The sequence below is a fragment of the Thermodesulfovibrio aggregans genome (assembly GCF_001514535.1).
GTDB classification, from domain to species: domain Bacteria; phylum Nitrospirota; class Thermodesulfovibrionia; order Thermodesulfovibrionales; family Thermodesulfovibrionaceae; genus Thermodesulfovibrio; species Thermodesulfovibrio aggregans.
Genome location: NZ_BCNO01000001.1, coordinates 1,115,507 through 1,135,755, shown reverse-complemented (window position 1 = coordinate 1,135,755; position 20,249 = coordinate 1,115,507). Strand labels below are relative to the sequence as shown.

Below are 20,249 nucleotides of genomic sequence, written 5' to 3'. Positions count from 1 at the left end.
ATACTATCACCTTAATGGATCATATCCTCCTGGATGAAATGGATGACATTTAAGTAGTCTTTTTATTGACAATAAAATACCTTTTACACCATATTTTTTTATTGCCTGTTCTGCATACTCTGAACATGTTGGATAAAATCTACATACAGGAGGCATAAGTGGCGATATGAACCTCCTGTAAAAAATTATTAAAATTAGGAAAACTCTTGAAATTAAGGAGTTAATCTCCATCTACCCTTTGCTCTTCTTCTTTTTATTACTCTTCTTCCTCCAGGTGTGCTCATCCTTTTAAGAAAACCATGTGTTCTCTTCTTTTTAAGCTTATGAGGATGGTAAGTTGTATAAGCTCCCAATTTTTAACCTCCTGATTAAAATTTGTAAGGAATCAGGGTTTTTATAGTTTTGTACTGAGTTTCATCAACCACAGTTGGATGTCTTAAACTTCTTGTTCTCTTGGAAGGTTTTCCTGTAAGTAAATGACTCTTATTTGCTTTTCTACGCATTATCTTGCCAGTAGCTGTTACTTTAAATCTTTTTGCAGCTCCTCTGTGTGTTTTGAGTTTTGGCATAAACAATCTCCTCCTCAATAAGTTTAGAAAAATATTTTAATAAAACTTTTATGAATTTATCAATCTTTTCCTGGAGCTATGATCATGCTCATACTATTGCCTTCAAGCCGGGGTTCTTGCTCAATACGATGAGAAAAACCTATTAAAAGAGCTTTTATCTTATCAAAAACTTTCATCCCCAGTTCCGGATGCACAATTTCTCTTCCTCTGAAAAAAAGTGTTACTCTTGCTTTGTCCCCGTCTTCAAGGAATCTTTTTATGTGTTTTACTTTAAGTTGTAAGTCATGATCTGATATCTGTGGTCTTATTTTTATCTCCTTTACAGTAGAAGTTTTCTTTGAAGAAATCTTTTTGTCAAGTTGATACTTATATTTTCCATAATCCATAATTTTACACACTGGTGGATTTGCATTTGGCGCTACCTCTACAAGATCATATCCCCTTTCCCTTGCTATTTGAAGAGCTTCTTTAATACTTACAACACCTATCTGCTTACCATTTTCATCAATTAATCTTACTTCCTTTGCTTTAATAGATTCGTTTACTCTAATATCTTTGGTTGCTATTATTTCACCTCCTAAATTTATTTTCTTTGCTGTATTCTCTCAAAAAGCTGTTGTAAAAACTCATCAATTGATATTAGTTCAAGATTCTTACCTTCTTGCAATCTTACTGTGAGTCGACCACTTTCCATTTCTTTTTCACCAACTATTACCATGTATGGTATTTTATTCAAAGTTGCCTGTCTTATCTTGTACCCAATTTTTTCATTTTCAATGTTAAGTTTTACTCGAAAACCTTTTTGTACAAGTTTATCATAAATCTGTTTTGCATAATCCGTGTGTTTTTCAGAAATGGACATAACCTCGACCTGCACAGGTGCAAGCCATAATGGAAAAGCACCTGCATAGTGCTCAATAAGAACTCCCATAAATCTCTCAAGTGAACCCATAAGGGCTCTATGTATCATAATTGGTCTATGTTCTTTACCATCTTTCCCTCTATATGTAATATCAAATCTTTCTGGAATATTAAAATCTACCTGAATTGTACTGCACTGCCAGGCTCTGTTTAATACATCCTTTATTTTTATATCAATCTTTGGTCCGTAAAAAACTCCCTCTCCAGGATCAATCTGATATGGCAAATTTTGTTTTTTAAGTGCCTGCTCCAGAGCTCCTGTTGCTTTTTCCCAGTTTTCAAGACTTCCAACGTATTTTTCTGGTCTTGTTGAAATGTATATTTCGTAATTGTCAAATCCAAAGGTAGATAAAATAAATACCGTGAAATCAAGAACTTTCTGTATTTCTTCTTCAAGTTGCTCTTCTGTGCAAAATATGTGGGCATCGTCCTGAGTAAATCCTCTAACCCGCAAAAGTCCATGAAGTACTCCTGATCTCTCATATCTATAAACTGTTCCAAGTTCTGCAAATCTTAATGGAAGGTCTCTGTAGCTACGAAGTTCTGATTTATATACCTGAATATGAAAAGGACAGTTCATTGGTTTAAGTTGATAGGCAACTTCGTCAATTTCCATAGGAGAGTACATATTTTCCCGGTAAAAATCAAGATGTCCACTCTTTTGCCACAGTTCAAGTTTTGCAATATGAGGAGTATAAAGAAGTTGATAACCTGCTTTTATATGTTCATCTTTCCAGAAATCTTCTATAATTTTTCTAATTAGTGCTCCATTTGGAAGCCATATTATAAGACCAGGACCTATTTCCTCGCTTATTTCGAAAAGTCTCAGTTGTTTACCAAGTCTTCTGTGGTCTCTCTTTTTAACTTCTTCAAGAAATTTAAGATAGCTTTCAAGCTGTTCCTTGGTTGGAAAGGCTATACCATATATTCTTTGTAGCATCTTATTCTTTTCATCTCCACGCCAGTAAGCGCCAGCAACACTGAGAAGTTTGAATGCTTTTACCACTCCAGTATGAGGAACATGAGGACCCCTACATAAATCAATGAATCCACCCTCCTCATATATCGAGACTTTTTCATCTTCTATTTCACTGAGAATCTCAACTTTGTAAGACTCACCAAGAGATTCAAAAAGTTCAATTGCCTCTTGCTTTGATATTTCTTTTCTTGTAAAAGGATTTTTTGCTCTTATAATTTCCTGCATTCTTTTTTCTATTTTTTGAAGATCCTCTTCAGTAAAGGGCTCATCTTTATCAAAATCATAGTAAAATCCATCTTCAATGGCAGGTCCTATGGTGACTTTTACTTCAGGGAAAAGATCCTTTACAGCGTGAGCCATTATATGGGCAGTGCTGTGCCTGAGAATTTCAAGTCCTTCTTCATTATCAGCTGTTATTATTTCAATTTCTTCATCTCCATTTAGGAAGGATAAAAATAGTAAATCTTTTAACTGACCATTTACTTTAATAGCTATTGCCTGATTTTCTTTAATAAGTTTTTTTACTTCTTCAGGCTCTAACTCAAAAATACTGTCTTTAATTTTTACTTTTATGCTCAACCTCCTTAAAAATTTTTCAAAATCTATATTAATCTAAAAGCTTCGTAATAATCAATATCTATGTTAAAGTTCCATCTATCATTCTTAACCTTCTTGTGCATTTTTGAGCAAGTGTTTCGTTATGAGTTACAATTATAAAAGTTGTGCCTTCTTCAGAGTTAATTTTCTGAAAAAGCTCAAAAAGTTCATGGGCTGATCGTGAATCAAGATTTCCTGTAGGTTCATCAGCAAGTACTAAAGAAGGTTTTCTAAATAGAGCTCTTGCTACAGCCACTCTCTGTTGCTCACCACCTGAAAGCTCACCAGGACGATGATAAACACGTTCTGAAAGTCCCAGTTTTTTAAGAATTTCAAAAGCTCTCTCTTTAAGACTATCTTGAGTTTCTTTATTCTTTTTATATTCCCTTGCAATTAACTCAGGCATTATAACATTTTCCATGACATTAAATTCTGGTAAAAGATAGTGAAACTGAAATACAAATCCGATATGTTTATTTCTAAACTCAGAAAGAGCATCAGCAGAGAGTTTGGAAGTATTTATTTCTCTGTCAAATTTGTATAAAATCTCACCAGATGTAGGATTATCTAATGTTCCAATTACATGAAGAAATGTGCTTTTACCAACTCCACTCGCTCCTGTTATTGCGACAATTTCACCCTGATAGGCTACAAAATCAATTCCTTTTAACACTTCTATAGCACCAGCCTTTGTCAGATATGTCTTTCTAAGATTTATTGTTATTAATATCTCTTTCACGGAAGGGTTTTCCAAATTTATTTATATGTTCCATTATATAACGATGAATATCATCAGCTTTGTCTGCAGCATGGTGAAATCCTTTTTTAACTATACCTGTTGTTTTATCACCTATATTTCTAATTTTTTCTCCTCCGAAGAATACTGCTATAAAAAGAAAAACTGTGAGCAATATTATGCTCAGACAACCTATATTTCTAATAAATCTAAACATCACTCATACCTCAAAATCTCTACAGGATTTATTTTTGATGCTCTGTGAGCAGGATATACAGTTGAAATAAGACTGATAAACAAAGCACAGGCACATATAAGTATAATATCAAAAATTTTAATCTTGACTGGTAACCTGCTCAAATAGTAAACATCTGCGGGAAGCTTTACAATTTCGTAAGATTTAATAATCTCACATAAAAAAACTCCTCCCACTAGACCAATAAAAGTGCCTACTAAACCTATAATAAGCCCCTGAAATACAAAAACCTGTTTTATAAGATTATCTGTTGCACCCATTGATTTAAGGATTGCAATATCTCTTTGTTTTTCAGTAACATTTATCATTAACATACTGACTATATTAAAAGAGGCTACAAGAACAATCAATGTAAGAATAAGAAACATTGTAAATTTTTCAAGTTTAAGAGCAGAAAAAAGATTTTTGTTCATCTGCATCCAGTCTTTAACATAGAACTCTCCCCCAAGTTCTCTTGTAAGTTTTTGACTAATAATATCTGCTTTATATATGTCACTAAGTCTTAATTGAATACCTGTTACTTTATCTCCATACTCAAAAAAATCCTGAGCTGTTTTAAGGTCTGTTACTGCAAGATTCATATCATACTCATACATTCCTATTTCAAAAACTCCTGTAACAATAAATTTTTTGACTTTTGGTATTATTCCTAATGGACCAATTGAGCCCATTGGAGATATAACAGTAATTGTATCTCCTGGTAGCACTCCGAGAAGATTTGCCAGTTCTTTACCAATTATTATCCATGGTAGGTCTGTGTAATTTTCGTATTTATACTTAACATTTTTAAAAATCTCTGTAGTTTTCATATCATACTGAGGAATAATACCTCTAAGGTAAACTCCATGAGCCCTTTTACCTGATGAAATTAAAACCTGTCCGATTATAAAGGGAGAACATGCCTCAATTTCCTGTTTTTTTGATAAAAAATCCATTATAGTTTTATAGTCACCTATTCCTCCAGAATAACTTAAAACAACGGCATGCGCCTGTGCACCAAGAATTTTCTTCTGTAAATCCTCATGAAAACCGCTTATTACAGAAATAACAACAATCAGAGCCATTACCCCTAATGCAACTCCACTTATTGAAATTATAGTGCTGAAAGAGATTCCTCTTTTTCGGCTTCTTAGATAGCGTAGGGCAATAAAAAAGGGAAGTTTCATTTTTCAGGTCTTAAAAGAGGAAACAGTATAACATCTCTTATTGAGTGACTGTCAGTTAAAATCATAACAAGTCTATCTATTCCAATGCCTTCTCCTGCTGCTGGAGGCATACCAACTTCAAGAGCTCTTACAAAATCTTCGTCCATTTCAGGAACTTCCTCATCTCCTTTAAGCCTTTCCTCAAGTTGACGGAGAAATCTTTCTTTCTGATCAATAGGATCATTAAGTTCTGAAAAGGCATTTGCAATTTCTCGTCCAGCAATGAAAAGCTCAAATCTCTCAACAAACTCTGGATTGTCTCTTTTTCTCTTTGCTAAAGGAGAAAGTTCAACAGGATAGTCAATAACGAATGTTGGCTGAATTAATTCTGGTTCAACCATTTCTTTAAATATTTCATCAAGGACTTTGCTTAAAGAACTCTTCTCAGGCACCTCTATTCCCTTTTCTTTAGCCCATCTCAAAGCAGCGGTAAAATCTCTCAATACTTCTTCTGGTACACCTTTACTTTTCAAGGCATTGTGCATGGTAACTTTTTTAAATGGTGGGGTAAAATCAATCGTATAATCTCCATATTTTATCTGAAGACTTCCACACACTCTTTCTACAATATAAGTTAGCAGTTTTTCTGTAAAATCCATAAGCCAGTTGTAGTCTTTGTAGGCTACATAAAACTCTACCATTGTAAATTCTGGATTGTGTTTTGTTGATATGCCTTCGTTACGGAAGTTTTTGCCAATCTCAAAAACTCTTTCAAATCCTCCTACAAGAAGTCTTTTTAGATAAAGCTCCGGTGCGATTCTCAAGTATAATTCCATATCAAGTGCTTCATGATATGTTTTAAAAGGTTTAGCCCTTGCTCCTCCTGCAATTGGATGCATCATTGGAGTTTCAACTTCAAGGAATCCTTCACTTTCAAGAAACTCTCTTAAATACTTAATTATTTGCTGCCTTTTTATAAAAGTATCTTTTACCGATGGATTTACAATAAGGTCAACATATCTTTGCCTGTATCTTGCTTCAATGTCTTTGAGTCCATGCCATTTTTCAGGAAGAGGTCTCAGTGATTTACTTAAAAAAACGAAATTATGCACTTCTATTGTTAACTCATTTGTCTTTGTTCTAAAGAGTCTTCCCTCTACACCAATAATATCACCGATATCAAGATTTTTAATTAGAGAAAACTTCTCTCCTAAAATATCCTTTCTAAGATAAATCTGAATTCTTCCTTTTGAATCCTGAATATGAGCAAAAGCTGCTTTACCAAAATCTCTTAAAAGAATTATCCTTCCTGCTACTGAGGTAAATATATTTTCATTTTCCAGTTTTTCTTTATCAAAACTTCCAAATTTTTTAAAGATATCATCAGTACTGTCTTTAGGTTCAAAAACTCCATTATAAGGTTCAATACCAAGACTTCTTAATACTTCAAGTTTTTTAATTCTCTGCTGTATAAGCTCAGATAAAGGTGTTTCCTGCATAATCCCTATTCATACCTCCCGTGATTTATAGTTAAAGTGTCCAGTAAATACCGCCCTGTTTTTCTACTTCTTTCTTATTCAAAATTCCTTTTATGTCCACTACAATCAATGGCTCCTTACATAAAGACTTCAAAAAGGGTAATGTAAAATTTTCAATAAACTCTTTATGTTTTACAGCTATAATCAAAGCATCATAAAACTTTTTTCTTCCTATATCATCAATTAAATCTATGCCATAGTATGCTTTTACTTCCTCTTTATTTGCCCGAGGATCGTAAATATGAATGTCTATGTTGTATTCCTTCAGTTCTTTGTAAAGCTCATATACTTTAGTGTTCCTTACATCTGAAATATTTTCCTTGAATGTAAATCCCAGTATAAGAATTCTACCTTTATTAACTTTTTTATCATTTTTTATCATCAACTTGACTGTCTCTTCTGCTATGAATCGTGGGATGTATTCATTAATACCTCTACCTGCAAGAATAACTTGAGGAGTATATCCGACTTGCTGAGCTTTGTGGGTTAAATAATAAGGATCTACTCCAATACAATGACCTCCAACAAGCCCTGGTTCAAATCTCAAAAAATTCCACTTCGTTGACGCAGCTTCAAGAACTTCCTTGGTATCAATTCCCAACTTATGGAAAACAATAGCAAGCTCATTCATAAGTGCAATGTTTAAATCTCTTTGAATATTCTCAATAACCTTAGCAGCTTCAGCTGTTTTTATATTTGAAGCTCTGTAAACCCCTGCTTCAATAACAGCGCCATAAATTTTTGCAATTAAATCTGTTGTTTGTTCAGTATCTCCTGCAACTACTTTAACAATTTTGTCTATTGTATGCTCTTTGTCTCCAGGATTAACCCTCTCAGGAGAGTATCCAACATTAAAGTCCTTTTTCCACTTAAGTCCACTTTCTTTCTCTAAAATAGGAACACATATTTCTTCTGTAAGTCCTGGCCATACCGTAGATTCGTATACTACTAATGAGTCTCTTTGTAAATTTCTGCCAACACGATGAGAAGCTGATTTAACAAAACTCAAATCAGGATTTTTAATTTTATCTACAGGTGTCGGAACAGCAACAATTATGAGGGATGCCTTTTTTATAAACTTCTCATCGGATGTAAATTGAACAGATGAATTATTTAATTCTTCTGTGAGAAACTCACCTGTTGTATCAATACTTTTTTTTAATTCTTTTATTCTTCTATCATTTATATCAAAACCTATTACATTGAATTTTTTTGAAAGAAGTAGAGCAAGAGGCAGTCCAACATACCCAAGTCCTACTACACAAATAGCCTTCTTTCCCGATAAAAAGTCATCAAAACTGAGCAACTAACCCTCCAAAAAATCTTCATTAAAAAATCGGGGCGAGCCGATTTGAACGGCCGACCACTCGCACCCCAAGCGAGTGCGCTAACCAGGCTGCGCTACGCCCCGATTCAGGAAAGCATTTTCAAAATCTCTTTCAGTTTGAATCTTACTTTTTCTACTATATCCTTTTTTATTAAATTTTCGTCTTTTGCTGGTATTTCATCTTCAACATGCCGATACATTTTACCTAACTTTTGTCTTACTCCTTCTATTGTAAACTTATCTTCATATAGCATTTTTTTTATTAAAAATAAAATTTCTATATCTTTTTTAGTATACAATCTTTGTCCTGTTTTTGTCTTTTTAGGCTTTAAAAAAGGAAATTCTGTTTCCCAGTATCTTAAAACATAAGGCTCTACTCCAACAATTCTGCTTGTCTCACCAATTTTATAAAAAATTTTGAAAGGCAGCTGTTTTTGTATTGGCTCTCCCATTTCAGCTCATACTTTTCTGAATCCTTTGTTTCAACTGCTCACTTGGTCTGAAGGTGACCACCTTTCTTGGTTTAATCTCAACTGTCTGCATTGTTTTTGGATTTCTACCAATTCTACTTCCCTTTCTTCTTACTGTAAAAACTCCAAAACCCGATATTTTAACCACTTCTTCTTCTTTTAAAGCTTCCTTTATTGTATCAAAAACTGTTTCTACAATTTTCTGTATTTCTGTTTTTGGTAAACCAACTCTTTCAAAAATAAAATTAATAAGATCTGCCTTTGTCATTATGTCCTCCTCAAGTTCAGGAATTATGGTTTATTGAATTTTATCTTATTTCATTGCGATATTGTCAAGTTAACAATAGTTTTGCGAAGTATGAGAATCTTGATAGAAAAATTTTTAAAAATCTTGTATAATTTATTGATTTAGTTTGAGGTCTGTGTCAGACAGATAGCAAAAAATATCAGAGTTATAGATATCATGGAAAAAGAACTTCTTAATGAACAGGAAATAGAGAGAATTCTCACCAGGATAACGCATGAAATACTTGAAAAGAATAAAGGTGCCCAGAACATCTGCTTAATAGGCATTGTTACTGGTGGAGTTTATCTGGCTGAAAGAATAAAAAATAAAATAAAAGAAACAGAAGGGATTGATGTGCCACTGGGAGTCCTTGACATATCATTTTACAGAGATGATATAAATATTTCAAAAAAACGAAAAACAATAAAACCTACTAATATTCCTTTCAGTATAGACAACAGAACAGTTATTCTTGTTGACGATGTACTTTTTACAGGAAGATCAACAAGAGCTGCGATGGATGCTTTAATGGATTTTGGAAGACCTGCACAGATTCAACTTGCCGTATTGATAGATAGAGGACATAGAGAATTGCCAATCATGGCTAACTATACTGGAAAATATATCCCAACTTCAAGAGAGGAAAAAATAAAGGTGAATTTTAAAGAAACTACAGGTAAAGATTCTGTATTATTAATTAAACAATGAAAGATCTTGTAGGAATAAAAGAGCTTTCAAGGCAGGATATTGAGGAAATCCTCAATACTGCTAAAGCTTTTAAAGAAGTTCTTCAGAGAGACATCAAAAAAGTTCCTACCCTTAGAGGTAAAACAGCAATAAATCTTTTTTTTGAACCCTCTACAAGAACCAGAACATCTTTTGAACTTGCTGAAAAACGTCTAAGTCTTGATGTGCTTAATTTTTCAGTAAGTACAAGCAGTGTTGTAAAAGGTGAAACCCTTTACGATACTTTGAAAACTATAGAAGCATATAATGTTGACTATATTGTTATCAGACATTCGTGCTCAGGAGCAGCAAAGTTTGTAGCATCTCATACTCCAGCCTCTGTTGTAAATGCAGGAGATGGAACAAATGAGCATCCAACTCAGGCATTGCTTGATGCTTTTAGTATTCTTGAAGTAAAGGGAAGACTTGATGGACTTAAAATTGCCATTGTGGGAGATATAATTCACAGCAGAGTTGCCCGTTCTAATCTATATCTCTTAAGCAAATTTGACACAGAGATAAGATTTGTAGGTCCTCCTACTCTTCTTCCTGAACAACCACCTGATAACGTGAAACTCTTTTATGATCTTAAAAGTGGCATAAAAGATGCTGATATTATCATGCTTCTAAGAATTCAGCTTGAAAGACAGAATGCTGCGTTTATCCCATCTTTAAAAGAGTATTTTCATGTATGGGGATTAAAAAAAGAAGCATTTTCATATATTAAAGATGATGCAATAATTATGCATCCAGGTCCGATGAACAGAGGAGTTGAAATTTCAACAGAGGTAGCAGACAGTCCCCGCTCGGTAATTCTAAGGCAGGTAACAAATGGGATAGCAACAAGAATGGCTGTGATCTATCTTTTGACTCAAAGGGAGGTATAGTTGATTATCAAAATTTACAATGTCAACCTAATTGACCCCTTTACAAATAAAGAAGGAGTTGTTGATATAGTAATTGAAGATGGAATTATTGCTAAATTAAATTTTAAATCTTCAGACATAAACGATTTAGTCGCCTCCAACTCTCAAATTATTGTAGTTCAACCTGATTTTATAGAAATAAATGGAGAGGGTTTATATGTTTTCCCTGGACTCATTGATATGCATACCCATTTGAGAGAACCCGGATATGAATACAAAGAAACTATCAGAACAGGAACTCTTGCTGCTGTAAGAGGAGGTTTTACATCAGTATGCTGCATGGCAAATACAAATCCTGTCAATGACAATCCTGAAGTCACCTATTACATTCTTGCAAAGGCTAAAGAAGAAGGCAGTTGTGATGTATATCCAATAGGAGCTATCACAAAGGGATTAAAAGGTGAAGAACTATCAGAAATGATAATGCTAAAACAAGCTGGTTGTGTTGGTTTTTCAGATGATGGAATGCCTGTGATGAACTCTCTTATTATGAGAAGAGCCCTGCAATATTCAAAAGCGATTGATGCACCAATTATATCTCATTGTGAGGATTTCACTTTAAGTGAAAATGGAGCAATGAATGAAGGAAAACTTTCATTTTATATGGGACTAAAGGGAATTTCTAAGGCAGCAGAAGAAGTAATGGTTGCAAGAGATATAATTCTAAGTAAATATTCAAAAGGAACTTTACACATTGCCCATGTTTCTACAAAAGGCTCAGTTGAACTAATAAAAAGAGCTAAAGAAGAAGGGATAAAAGTAACAGCAGAAACATGTCCTCATTACTTTACTCTTACCGAGGAGGCTTTAAAAGACTATAATACAAGTGCAAAAGTAAATCCCCCTTTGCGTACTGAAGAGGATAAAGAAGCAATAAAAGAAGCTCTGAGAAGTGGAATAATTGATGTAATAGCTACAGACCATGCACCCCATAGTCTTGATGATAAAAATACTCCCTTTGAGCAGGCAGCAAATGGAATATCAGGACTTGAAACAGCATTGGCACTGAGTCTTAGATTGGTTCATGATGAAGTTTTAAGCCTAAATAAACTTATTGAAAAATTTACTGTAAATCCTGCAAAAATATTGAAACTTGAAAAATCAGGTATAAAAGAAGGCCAAGAGGCAGATTTAATACTGGTTGATATAAATAAAGAATGGATTGTCAAAAAAGAAGATTTTGCCTCACTCGGTAAAAATACTCCCTTTGATGGATGGAAACTTAAGGGAAAAGTTTTACTCACTATAAAAGGTAAAAAAGTTTTTAATATGTTGAAGGAGGATAAATGAAAAAAGCAATGCTTGTTTTAAAAGACGGAACAGTGTTTGAAGGCTATGCCTTTGGAGCGGAGGGAGAATCTATTGGAGAAGTAGTTTTTAATACATCCATTACAGGTTATCAGGAAATAATTACTGATCCTTCATATAAAGGTCAAATTGTTGTTATGACCTATACACAGATAGGCAATTACGGAGTAAATGAAGAAGATGTTGAATCATTTGGAGGACCCAAAGTAGAGGGCTTTGTAGTAAGAGAGTACAAGGACTATCCAAGCAACTGGCGTTCAAAGGAAAGTCTTGGAAATTATCTTAAAAAACATGGGATTGTAGGCATCCACGGAATTGATACCAGAGCTCTAACCAAACATTTACGAGACAAAGGTGCACAGATGGGAATTATATCCACGGTAGACCTTGATCCTGTAAGTTTGCATAAAAAAGTACTTGCCCATCCAGACATATCAGAGATTGACCATGTGAGTACAATGATGTGTAAGGAACCTTATTGGTTTCATAAAGATGAAGCCCTTCCTCTATGCATAGTTTATGATTATGGAGTTAAACTTAATATTCTGAAAAATCTTAAAAGAGTCGGCTTTTCAGTTTATGTTGTCTCTGGTAAAACTGCAGCTGAGCATGTTCTTGAGATGAATCCTTCTTGTGTAATGTTAAGCAATGGTCCTGGAGATCCTCGAATTCTTACATATGCAGTTGAAAACATAAAAAAAATCATAGGTAAAAAACCTCTTTTTGGTATATGTCTTGGACATCAAATAATTGGACTTGCATTGGGAGGAAGAATATATAAGTTAAAATTTGGACATCACGGAGGAAACCATCCGGTAAAAGACTTAAAAACTGGCAGGATCTCAATTACAGCTCAAAATCATAACTACTGTGTTGATATTTCAAGTCTTAAGGGTCAGGTAAGCCTCACCCATAAAAATCTCTATGATGGAACAGAAGAAGGAATGGAACATGTTGAGTATCCAGTATTTTCGGTACAGCATCATCCAGAAGCAGGACCAGGACCTAATGATGCTATTGATGTATTTGAAAGATTTAGAGAAATAGTAAAAGAATACGAGAAAATCTAAAGAGGAGCAGGTATGAGTTTAACCTACGATGAAGTATGGATTTCTACAATGCGAGAAATCAATATATGCAAAGATTATATAAAATCTTATGAGAAACAGATAAAAAAACTTGAAGATAAACTTGGTATAAAAGCATCAGATATCAAAGAGGAAATGCTTAAAGATAAAAAAATTAAAAAACTTTATGAAAAAACACTTGCCCTTAAAAGGGAAAAGGAAAGACTTAAAGGATTGGAGGAACTACTAAAGTAATATGCCAAAAAGAACAGACATTAAAAAAATACTTATTATAGGCTCAGGACCCATAATTATTGGTCAAGCCTGTGAGTTTGACTATTCAGGAGCTCAGGCATGTAAAGCTTTAAAGCAGGAAGGATATGAAGTTGTACTTGTAAACTCAAATCCAGCTACAATTATGACAGATCCTTCAATGGCTGACAGCACCTATATTGAACCTCTTACTGCTGAAATTCTTGAACTAATCATAAAAAAAGAAAGACCTGATGCTTTGCTTCCAACACTTGGTGGACAGACTGCTCTAAATCTTGCTGTAGAGCTCGGTGAAGCAGGAGTTCTTGAGAAATACTCGGTCGAACTAATTGGTGCAAACTTAAATGCTATAAAAAAAGCAGAAGACAGAGAGCTTTTCAAACAGGCAATGACAAAGATAGGGCTTGATGTACCCCGTTCAGCTACTGTTCACAGTTTAAAGGAAGGGCTTGAAGTAATAGAATGGATTGGATTTCCTGCAATTCTAAGACCTGCTTTTACTCTTGGTGGAACAGGAGGAGGAATAGCTTACAATATTGAAGAGTTTAAGGAACTTCTTGAAAGAGGGCTTAAACTCAGTCCTATAAGTCAGGTGCTAATTGAAGAGAGCCTTCTTGGATGGAAAGAGTTTGAACTTGAAGTTATGCGTGATAAAGCAGACAATGTTGTAATCATATGTTCTATTGAAAACTTTGATCCGATGGGTGTTCATACAGGAGACTCTATCACTGTTGCACCAGCACAAACCCTTACAGATAAAGAATATCAATTGATGCGTGATAGTGCCATCAAGGCAATAAGAGAGATAGGTGTTGATACAGGTGGAAGCAATATTCAGTTTGCAGTAAATCCAAAAAATGGAAGAATGTGCATTATAGAAATGAATCCAAGAGTGTCCCGAAGTTCTGCTTTAGCCAGCAAGGCTACAGGATTCCCAATAGCAAAAATAGCTGCTCGCCTGGCTGTGGGATATACGCTGGATGAGATTCCAAATGACATAACAAGGGTAACACCTGCAAGCTTTGAACCTGTTCTTGACTATGTTGTTGTTAAAATTCCGAGATTTACCTTTGAGAAGTTTCCAGAGGCAAATCCAGTTCTTACAACTCAGATGAAATCAGTTGGAGAGGTAATGGCAATAGGAAGAACCTTTAAAGAAGCAATTGGAAAGGCAATCCGTTCCCTGGAGATCGGCTCATACGGATTTGAAGAGATAGAAACAACTTCTGATGAAATAGTCTGGAGGCTTAAAAATCCTACAGCAGAACGTCTTTGGTATATTGCAGAGGCAATAAGAAAAGGTTTCAGTGTAGAGGAAATATACGAATTAAGCGGAATTGATCCTTGGTTTTTAAATAATATAAAGGAAATCATAGAAATTGAAAATAGGCTAAAAACTGAAAAACTAAGTCGTGACCTTGTCTTTGAAGCCAAACAAAACGGTCTCTCTGACAGAAGAATAGCGATGCTTACAGGGAAAAATGAAGAAGAAATAAGACAATTGAGAAATGACTTAAAAATAAAACCTGTCTATAAACTTGTTGATACCTGTGCAGCTGAATTCATTGCCTATACACCTTATATGTATTCATGTTATGAGAGAGAATTTTATTGCATTAAGGCTGAAACCCAGACTCTGGAAAATCAACCAATATATGATGCCGATGCACCTCCCACAGAAAATCCCAAAAAAGTGATAATTCTTGGTTCAGGACCAAACAGAATTGGGCAAGGTATTGAGTTTGATTACTGCTGTGTTCATGCAGTCTTTGGACTGAGAGAGCTTGGATATGAAACAATAATGGTAAACTGTAATCCTGAAACAGTGAGCACCGATTATGATACCTCAGATAGACTATATTTTGAACCTCTTACACTTGAGGATGTTTTACATATTGTTGAAAGAGAAAAGCCTCTTGGTGTAATTCTTCAATTTGGTGGGCAGACACCTTTAAAACTGGCAAAAGCACTTGAGAAATATGGAGTAAACATTCTCGGTACAAAGGCTGATGCCATTGACAGAGCTGAAGACAGAAAAAGATTTAAGGAATTGGTGGACAAACTCAATCTAAAGCAGCCTCCAAGTGGAACAGCCACTTCTCTTGAAAAAGCTCTAAAAATAGCTGAAGAACTCGGATATCCAATTCTTGTAAGACCATCCTATGTGCTTGGTGGAAGAGCAATGGAGATTGTTTACGATGAAGACTCGTTACGTAGATACATGAAAGAAGCGGTAAAAGCCTCTGAAGACCATCCTGTACTCATTGACAGATATCTTGAAGATGCTATAGAGGTAGATGTGGATGCTATATCTGATGGTGTTGATGTGGTTGTTGCAGGAATAATGCAACATATTGAAGAAGCAGGGATCCATTCAGGTGATTCTGCCTGCAGTCTTCCTCCTTATAATCTTTCCGAAGAGATAATTCATAAAATTAAAGATGAAACAGTGGCAATAGCAAGGGAACTTGAAGTAAGGGGACTCATGAATGTTCAGTATGCAATTAAAGATGGAGAAATCTATGTTTTAGAAGTAAATCCTCGTGCATCAAGAACAATTCCATATGTAAGTAAAAGTATAGGTGTGCCTCTTGCAGCAATGGCAGCAAAAATTATGGTAGGAAAAACCTTAAAAGAACTCGGGTTAACTAAAGAGATTAAAATTCCCTATGTTACAGTAAAAGAAGCCATATTCCCATTTGATAAGTTTCCTGAGGTAGATGTAATTCTTGGACCTGAGATGAAATCAACAGGAGAAGTTATGGGAATTGATGAAGATTTTGGACTTGCTTATGCTAAAGCCCAGATGAGTGCAATGGGTAAGATTCCATTAAGCGGAAAAGTGTTTATAAGCGTGAAAGACAAAGATAAACCTCATGTTTTACCAATAGCAAAAGAATTTGTTGAACAGGGTTTTACCATAATAGCAACCAGAGGCACTGCAAAATATTTGATAGAAAATGGACTGAATGCGGAAGTTGTAAATAAACTTCAGGAAGGAAGACCAAATGTTCTGGATTTAATCAAAAACAGGCAAATTAGTTTTATAATAAACACTGTGTTTGGTAAAAAAGCCCAGAAGGACTCAATGTACATAAGAAGAGGAGCATTAAACTACAAAATTCCATACACAACTACCATCTCAGGTGCGAGTGCGATTGTTAAAACAATAAAAAGGCTTAAAGAAAGTAAAATTAAAGTAAAATCAATACAGGAGTATCATGAGTGCATTTGAACCTTGAATTTTTAACTTTAAATCGCCCGAAAGGTATTTGAATCACCCATAAGGGCAGAGGAGGTGTAGAGGTGATAAAAAGAGCATTAATAAGTGTTTCTGATAAGCGAGGGCTGGTAGAGTTTGCAAAAGAGCTTAATCGCTTGGGAGTAGAAATTATTTCCACAGGTGGAACTGCAAAAACTTTGAAAGAAGCAGGAATAAATGTGATAGATGTTTCACAGTATACAGGTTTTCCTGAAATAATGGACGGAAGGGTAAAAACTCTTCATCCACTTATTCATGGAGGAATACTCGCAAGAAGGGATAATCCAGAAGATATTGAAAGGATGAAACAACTTGGGATAAAACCAATTGATATGGTAGTTGTGAATCTCTATCCTTTTGAAGCAACTGTAAAAAAAGAAGGAGTAACCCTTGAAGAAGCTATTGAAAACATTGATATAGGAGGTCCAACACTTTTAAGAGCTGCTGCAAAAAATTATAAAGATGTTGTGGTTATTGTTGATCCTGACGACTACTCTGCCATATTAGAAGAGCTAAAAAAAGGTGATGTTTCAATGGATAAAAGAATTGAACTTGCAAAAAAGGTGTTTTCTCATACGGCACGATATGATGCTTTGATAGCCGAATATTTTGACAAAATCAGCACTTCCGAATTCAGACAGGACTGGACATTACCCCTCAAAATGATAAAAAAACTCAGATATGGAGAAAATCCACACCAGAAAGCAGCACTTTATGCCTTGAATGAAACCCCTTCACTGATAGATGCAGAAGTTCTTCAGGGTAAAGAGATGTCATTTAACAACTATCTTGACACGCACTCTGCAGTTCTTCTGGCAGCAGAATTTACAGAGCCTGTATGTGTAATTGTAAAACATAATAATCCCTGCGGAGTTGCTATAGCTGAAAATCTTATTGATGCCTATAAAAAAGCATTTGAGTGTGATCCTGTAAGTGCCTTTGGCGGAATAATTGCATTAAACAGAACTGTTGATAAACAAACAGCCTCAGAGATTATAAACACTTTCTATGAAGTAATTGTAGCACCAGAATTTGATAAAGAAGCACTTGATATTTTCGAAACAAAGAAAAATCTAAGAATAATTAGATTTCCTTGTCTATCAGGCGAAATTACACCATCAGGCTTTGACCTGAAAAGAATTCTTGGAGGATTTATAGTACAACAGTGGGATAAAGTTGATGATGAATTTTGGCAGGTAAAAGTAGCAACAAAAAGACAGCCAACCGACAGTGAATGGAAAGCTTTGAAATTTGCATGGAAAGTCTGCAAACATGTAAAATCAAATGCTATTGTTTATGCAAGAGAAGACAGAACTGTGGGACTTGGAATTGGACAGACGAGCAGAGTATTTTCAGCAAAAATAGGTGCAATGCATGCACTGAGCTCACTAAAAGGAACTGTAGTAGCATCCGATGGTTTCTTCCCCTTCAGGGACAACATTGATGTTCTCGCTCAAAATGGTGTAACTGCCATAATCCAGCCAGGTGGTTCTGTAAGAGACCAGGAAGTAATAGATGCGGCAGATCAATATAATATAGCTATGGTATTTACAGGAATAAGGCATTTCAGACACTAAAATGAGACCTTTTAAAGAAATAAAAGCAAATTACTATTTTACAAAAGATGATGAATTGAGACTTTCAGAGCTCAAGCCTCTAATGGAAAAAAGAGCAGAAAAAGTTGTAGGAGCTCTTTATCAATGGATAATTCAAACAGATTCAGCAAGAAGAATTTTTAAAAATGAGTCATTGATAAAACATGTAATGAGGCTTGTAAGAACATGGTTTATCAGTCTTTTTTCTGGTAAATATGATAACTATTTTTATGATGCCCTCATAAGAATTGGGCAGAAACATGAAAAAGTTGGTGTTGAACCTCATTTTATGACAAGAGCAATAAACATTATAAGAAATGCCTGTATTGATATACTTTGCGAAGAGATGGAACATGACAGGGAGAAATATGTGATTTCAATTAATAAAATACTTGACATAAATCTTGATATTATCTCTTCTGCCTATCTTGAAGAAGAAATAAAAGGTTATTCACCAGCTTACCGGATAAAAAATCAACTTGTCCGATATGGCGAGATATTCTCTCAACTTGTGAGTCTCATGCTTATACTTGGATTAAGCATTCTTACTTTTGCAGTAATATATCTTTGCGGTAAAGATATATATGAAATATTATCAGGCAAACTTGAGCAAAAAATTGTAACAGCTCTTGGTTCAGTTCTTATTCTATGGGTTATGCTTGAGCTTCTAAATACTGAAATTACACATCTCAAGGGAGGAAAGTTCAGAATAAGTGTTTTTGTTGGAGTTGCTCTTGTTACTGTAATAAGAGAGACAATGATTGCAACACTAAAGCACGAAACAATTGAGTTTATAGCCTCCCTTATAGCAGCTATACTTATAATGGGTATAGTCTATTGGTTAGTTAAAAAGACAGAGGAGGAAAGAAGATGAAAGTTCTCGTGATAGGTTCAGGAGGAAGAGAACATGCCATTGTATGGAAACTTGCTCAATCGAGAGTGGTTGATAAAATTTATTGTACTCCTGGTAATGCAGGTATAGCACAAATTGCTGAGTGTGTTGAGATAGAAAACAAGGACTTTTCTGATTTAATTGACTTTGTTAAATATGAATGGATTGATCTTACAGTAGTAGGACCTGAAGACCCCCTTGCAAAAGGAATTGTTGATGCTTTTGAGAAAGAAAAAAGAAAAATAATAGGTCCTACAAAGGCTGCTGCTCAAATTGAGAGTAGCAAAGTATTTGCAAAAGAATTCATGAAAAGACATAAAATCCCCACAGCAGAATACAAGATTTTTACTTCATATACCCATGCAGAAGAATACATCAGAATGAAAGGCACACCAATTGTTATTAAAGCAGACGGACTTGCTGCAGGTAAAGGGGTTTTTGTTTGTCAAAACTATGATGAAGCAGTTAATGCTTTAAAACTTATTATGAAAGAAAAAATCTTCGGTGCAGCTGGAGAAAAGGTTGTCATTGAAGAGTGCCTTCAAGGCAAAGAAGTTTCATATCTTGTTTTTACAGATGGAAAAACTATTATTCCTATGGTTACCTCAAAGGATCATAAAAGACTTCTTGACAATGATGAAGGTCCAAATACAGGAGGTATGGGAACATTCAGTCCCAATCCGATAATTACTCCAGAGCTTGAAAGAGAAATACTTGAAACTATAATAAAACCCACAGTAAAGGGACTCAAGCAGGAAGGGATACCTTACAGAGGTATTCTTTATGCTGGACTTATGATTGTCAATGGCAAACCCTATGTACTTGAATTTAACTGCCGATTCGGTGATCCTGAAACTCAGGTTATTCTGCCAAGACTTGAAACCGACTTAGTTGATATCTTTATGGCAATAGCAGAACAGAAATTAAATAAAGTAGATGTAAAATGGAGTAATAAAGCCTCCTTGTGTGTTGTTCTTGCATCAGAGGGATATCCGGGAAAGTATAAAAAGGGAATACCAATTAAAGGGCTTGATATGATCAAAGATCTTAAGGATGTTATAGTTTTTCATGCAGGAACCAAGTTTAACGAAGAGGGCATTATCGTTACAAATGGTGGAAGAGTTCTGGGAGTAACAGCACTCGGCAATGATTTACAGGAAGCAAGACAGAAAGCATACTCTGCAGTAGGGCTTATCAACTTTGAAGGTATGCAGTACAGAAAAGACATTGGATTGAATATTTAAAGAATGTTTAAAATAAAAGTATGCGAGAGTGGCGGAATGGCAGACGCGCTGGACTTAGAATCCAGTGGGGAAACCCGTGAGGGTTCAAATCCCTCCTCTCGCATTTAATCTTTAAGGCTATTGGAGAAATAT

21 protein-coding genes and 2 tRNA genes are annotated in these 20,249 nt (G+C 34.9%); 10 read left to right on the top strand and 13 right to left on the bottom strand.

The window, feature by feature from the left end:
- Window positions 1-6 precede the first annotated feature (6 nt).
- The 13 genes from yidD to TAGGR_RS05720 all read right to left on the bottom strand — a co-directional run bounded on the left by yidD (window position 7) and on the right by TAGGR_RS05720 (window position 8,806).
- Entirely contained in the window at window positions 7-231 is a 225-nt protein-coding gene (yidD, locus tag TAGGR_RS05780; RefSeq protein ID WP_059176374.1) for a membrane protein insertion efficiency factor YidD, read from the bottom strand.
- On the bottom strand, window positions 213-353 hold the full coding sequence (gene rpmH / locus TAGGR_RS05775) for a 50S ribosomal protein L34 (RefSeq protein ID WP_012545609.1): 141 nt from the start codon (window positions 351-353) through the stop codon (window positions 213-215). Before rpmH ends, yidD begins: the two co-directional genes overlap by 19 nt.
- 15 nt (window positions 354-368) lie before the next feature.
- Window positions 369-569, bottom strand: a complete 201-nt coding sequence (gene rpmI, locus TAGGR_RS05770; protein WP_059176373.1) for a 50S ribosomal protein L35 — start codon at window positions 567-569, stop codon at window positions 369-371.
- 59 nt (window positions 570-628) lie between these two features.
- On the bottom strand, window positions 629-1,120 hold the full coding sequence (gene infC, locus TAGGR_RS05765; RefSeq protein WP_059176372.1) for a translation initiation factor IF-3: 492 nt from the start codon (window positions 1,118-1,120) through the stop codon (window positions 629-631).
- 32 nt (window positions 1,121-1,152) lie between these two features.
- A complete protein-coding gene (gene thrS, locus TAGGR_RS05760) occupies window positions 1,153-3,042 on the bottom strand; it encodes a threonine--tRNA ligase (protein WP_059176564.1) in 1,890 nt (629 codons plus the stop codon).
- 64 nt (window positions 3,043-3,106) lie between these two features.
- A complete protein-coding gene (locus TAGGR_RS05755) occupies window positions 3,107-3,805 on the bottom strand; it encodes an ABC transporter ATP-binding protein (protein WP_059176371.1) in 699 nt (232 codons plus the stop codon).
- Window positions 3,774-4,019: a hypothetical protein gene (locus TAGGR_RS05750; RefSeq protein WP_059176370.1), complete on the bottom strand. Its 246-nt coding sequence runs from the start codon at window positions 4,017-4,019 to the stop codon at window positions 3,774-3,776. Before TAGGR_RS05750 ends, TAGGR_RS05755 begins: the two co-directional genes overlap by 32 nt.
- Window positions 4,019-5,224 (bottom strand): lipoprotein-releasing ABC transporter permease subunit, encoded by a 1,206-nt coding sequence (locus TAGGR_RS05745; protein WP_059176369.1) that lies wholly within the window; start codon window positions 5,222-5,224, stop codon window positions 4,019-4,021. Before TAGGR_RS05745 ends, TAGGR_RS05750 begins: the two co-directional genes overlap by 1 nt.
- Window positions 5,221-6,702: a lysine--tRNA ligase gene (lysS, locus tag TAGGR_RS05740; protein ID WP_059176368.1), complete on the bottom strand. Its 1,482-nt coding sequence runs from the start codon at window positions 6,700-6,702 to the stop codon at window positions 5,221-5,223. Before lysS ends, TAGGR_RS05745 begins: the two co-directional genes overlap by 4 nt.
- 31 nt (window positions 6,703-6,733) lie before the next feature.
- Window positions 6,734-8,047: a nucleotide sugar dehydrogenase gene (locus tag TAGGR_RS05735; protein ID WP_059176367.1), complete on the bottom strand. Its 1,314-nt coding sequence runs from the start codon at window positions 8,045-8,047 to the stop codon at window positions 6,734-6,736.
- A 30-nt stretch (window positions 8,048-8,077) separates the two neighbouring features.
- Window positions 8,078-8,152: transfer RNA gene (locus tag TAGGR_RS05730), tRNA-Pro, on the bottom strand.
- 2 nt (window positions 8,153-8,154) lie between these two features.
- Window positions 8,155-8,520 (bottom strand): MerR family transcriptional regulator, encoded by a 366-nt coding sequence (locus TAGGR_RS05725; protein ID WP_059176366.1) that lies wholly within the window; start codon window positions 8,518-8,520, stop codon window positions 8,155-8,157.
- Between the two features lies 1 nt (window position 8,521).
- Entirely contained in the window at window positions 8,522-8,806 is a 285-nt protein-coding gene (locus tag TAGGR_RS05720) for an integration host factor subunit alpha (protein WP_059176365.1), read from the bottom strand.
- A 192-nt stretch (window positions 8,807-8,998) separates the two neighbouring features.
- Between TAGGR_RS05720 and pyrR the strand changes: the two genes are divergently transcribed.
- The 10 genes from pyrR to TAGGR_RS05670 all read left to right on the top strand — a co-directional run bounded on the left by pyrR (window position 8,999) and on the right by TAGGR_RS05670 (window position 20,220).
- Window positions 8,999-9,532, top strand: a complete 534-nt coding sequence (gene pyrR, locus TAGGR_RS05715; protein WP_059176364.1) for a bifunctional pyr operon transcriptional regulator/uracil phosphoribosyltransferase PyrR — start codon at window positions 8,999-9,001, stop codon at window positions 9,530-9,532.
- Entirely contained in the window at window positions 9,529-10,437 is a 909-nt protein-coding gene (locus TAGGR_RS05710) for an aspartate carbamoyltransferase catalytic subunit (RefSeq protein WP_059176363.1), read from the top strand. Before pyrR ends, TAGGR_RS05710 begins: the two co-directional genes overlap by 4 nt.
- Window positions 10,438-11,766, top strand: a complete 1,329-nt coding sequence (locus TAGGR_RS05705) for a dihydroorotase (protein WP_059176362.1) — start codon at window positions 10,438-10,440, stop codon at window positions 11,764-11,766.
- Window positions 11,763-12,854, top strand: a complete 1,092-nt coding sequence (gene carA, locus TAGGR_RS05700) for a glutamine-hydrolyzing carbamoyl-phosphate synthase small subunit (RefSeq protein WP_059176361.1) — start codon at window positions 11,763-11,765, stop codon at window positions 12,852-12,854. The genes TAGGR_RS05705 and carA overlap by 4 nt, the downstream gene beginning before the upstream one ends.
- Window positions 12,855-12,866: 12 nt before the next feature.
- Window positions 12,867-13,106: a hypothetical protein gene (locus TAGGR_RS05695; RefSeq protein ID WP_059176360.1), complete on the top strand. Its 240-nt coding sequence runs from the start codon at window positions 12,867-12,869 to the stop codon at window positions 13,104-13,106.
- A 1-nt stretch (window position 13,107) separates the two neighbouring features.
- Window positions 13,108-16,359, top strand: a complete 3,252-nt coding sequence (gene carB, locus TAGGR_RS05690; protein WP_059176359.1) for a carbamoyl-phosphate synthase large subunit — start codon at window positions 13,108-13,110, stop codon at window positions 16,357-16,359.
- A gap of 71 nt (window positions 16,360-16,430) precedes the next feature.
- Window positions 16,431-17,963 carry a bifunctional phosphoribosylaminoimidazolecarboxamide formyltransferase/IMP cyclohydrolase gene (gene purH / locus TAGGR_RS05685; protein WP_059176358.1) on the top strand — a complete coding sequence of 511 codons (1,533 nt, stop codon included), beginning with the start codon at window positions 16,431-16,433 and terminating at the stop codon, window positions 17,961-17,963.
- Window position 17,964: 1 nt separating this feature from the next.
- A complete protein-coding gene (locus TAGGR_RS05680) occupies window positions 17,965-18,855 on the top strand; it encodes a protoglobin domain-containing protein (RefSeq protein ID WP_059176357.1) in 891 nt (296 codons plus the stop codon).
- Window positions 18,852-20,117: a phosphoribosylamine--glycine ligase gene (gene purD / locus TAGGR_RS05675; RefSeq protein ID WP_059176356.1), complete on the top strand. Its 1,266-nt coding sequence runs from the start codon at window positions 18,852-18,854 to the stop codon at window positions 20,115-20,117. The genes TAGGR_RS05680 and purD overlap by 4 nt, the downstream gene beginning before the upstream one ends.
- Window positions 20,118-20,139: 22 nt before the next feature.
- Window positions 20,140-20,220 (top strand) — tRNA-Leu (locus TAGGR_RS05670).
- The last annotated feature ends 29 nt before the right edge of the window (window positions 20,221-20,249 follow it).

Excerpts from the sequence above, each read along its gene's own strand:
- TAGGR_RS05725 (WP_059176366.1), bottom strand. The coding sequence starts at position 8,520 with ATGGGAGAGCCAATACAAAAACAGCTGCCTTTCAAAATTTTTTATAAA.
- carB (WP_059176359.1), top strand. The coding sequence starts at position 13,108 with ATGCCAAAAAGAACAGACATTAAAAAAATACTTATTATAGGCTCAGGA.
- TAGGR_RS05750 (WP_059176370.1), bottom strand. The coding sequence starts at position 4,019 with ATGTTTAGATTTATTAGAAATATAGGTTGTCTGAGCATAATATTGCTC.
- TAGGR_RS05720 (WP_059176365.1), bottom strand. The coding sequence starts at position 8,806 with ATGACAAAGGCAGATCTTATTAATTTTATTTTTGAAAGAGTTGGTTTA.
- TAGGR_RS05710 (WP_059176363.1), top strand. The coding sequence starts at position 9,529 with ATGAAAGATCTTGTAGGAATAAAAGAGCTTTCAAGGCAGGATATTGAG.
- lysS (WP_059176368.1), bottom strand. The coding sequence starts at position 6,702 with ATGCAGGAAACACCTTTATCTGAGCTTATACAGCAGAGAATTAAAAAA.
- TAGGR_RS05745 (WP_059176369.1), bottom strand. The coding sequence starts at position 5,224 with ATGAAACTTCCCTTTTTTATTGCCCTACGCTATCTAAGAAGCCGAAAA.
- carA (WP_059176361.1), top strand. The coding sequence starts at position 11,763 with ATGAAAAAAGCAATGCTTGTTTTAAAAGACGGAACAGTGTTTGAAGGC.
- TAGGR_RS05680 (WP_059176357.1), top strand. The coding sequence starts at position 17,965 with ATGAGACCTTTTAAAGAAATAAAAGCAAATTACTATTTTACAAAAGAT.
- TAGGR_RS05695 (WP_059176360.1), top strand. The coding sequence starts at position 12,867 with ATGAGTTTAACCTACGATGAAGTATGGATTTCTACAATGCGAGAAATC.
- purD (WP_059176356.1), top strand. The coding sequence starts at position 18,852 with ATGAAAGTTCTCGTGATAGGTTCAGGAGGAAGAGAACATGCCATTGTA.
- rpmI (WP_059176373.1), bottom strand. The coding sequence starts at position 569 with ATGCCAAAACTCAAAACACACAGAGGAGCTGCAAAAAGATTTAAAGTA.
- yidD (WP_059176374.1), bottom strand. The coding sequence starts at position 231 with ATGGAGATTAACTCCTTAATTTCAAGAGTTTTCCTAATTTTAATAATT.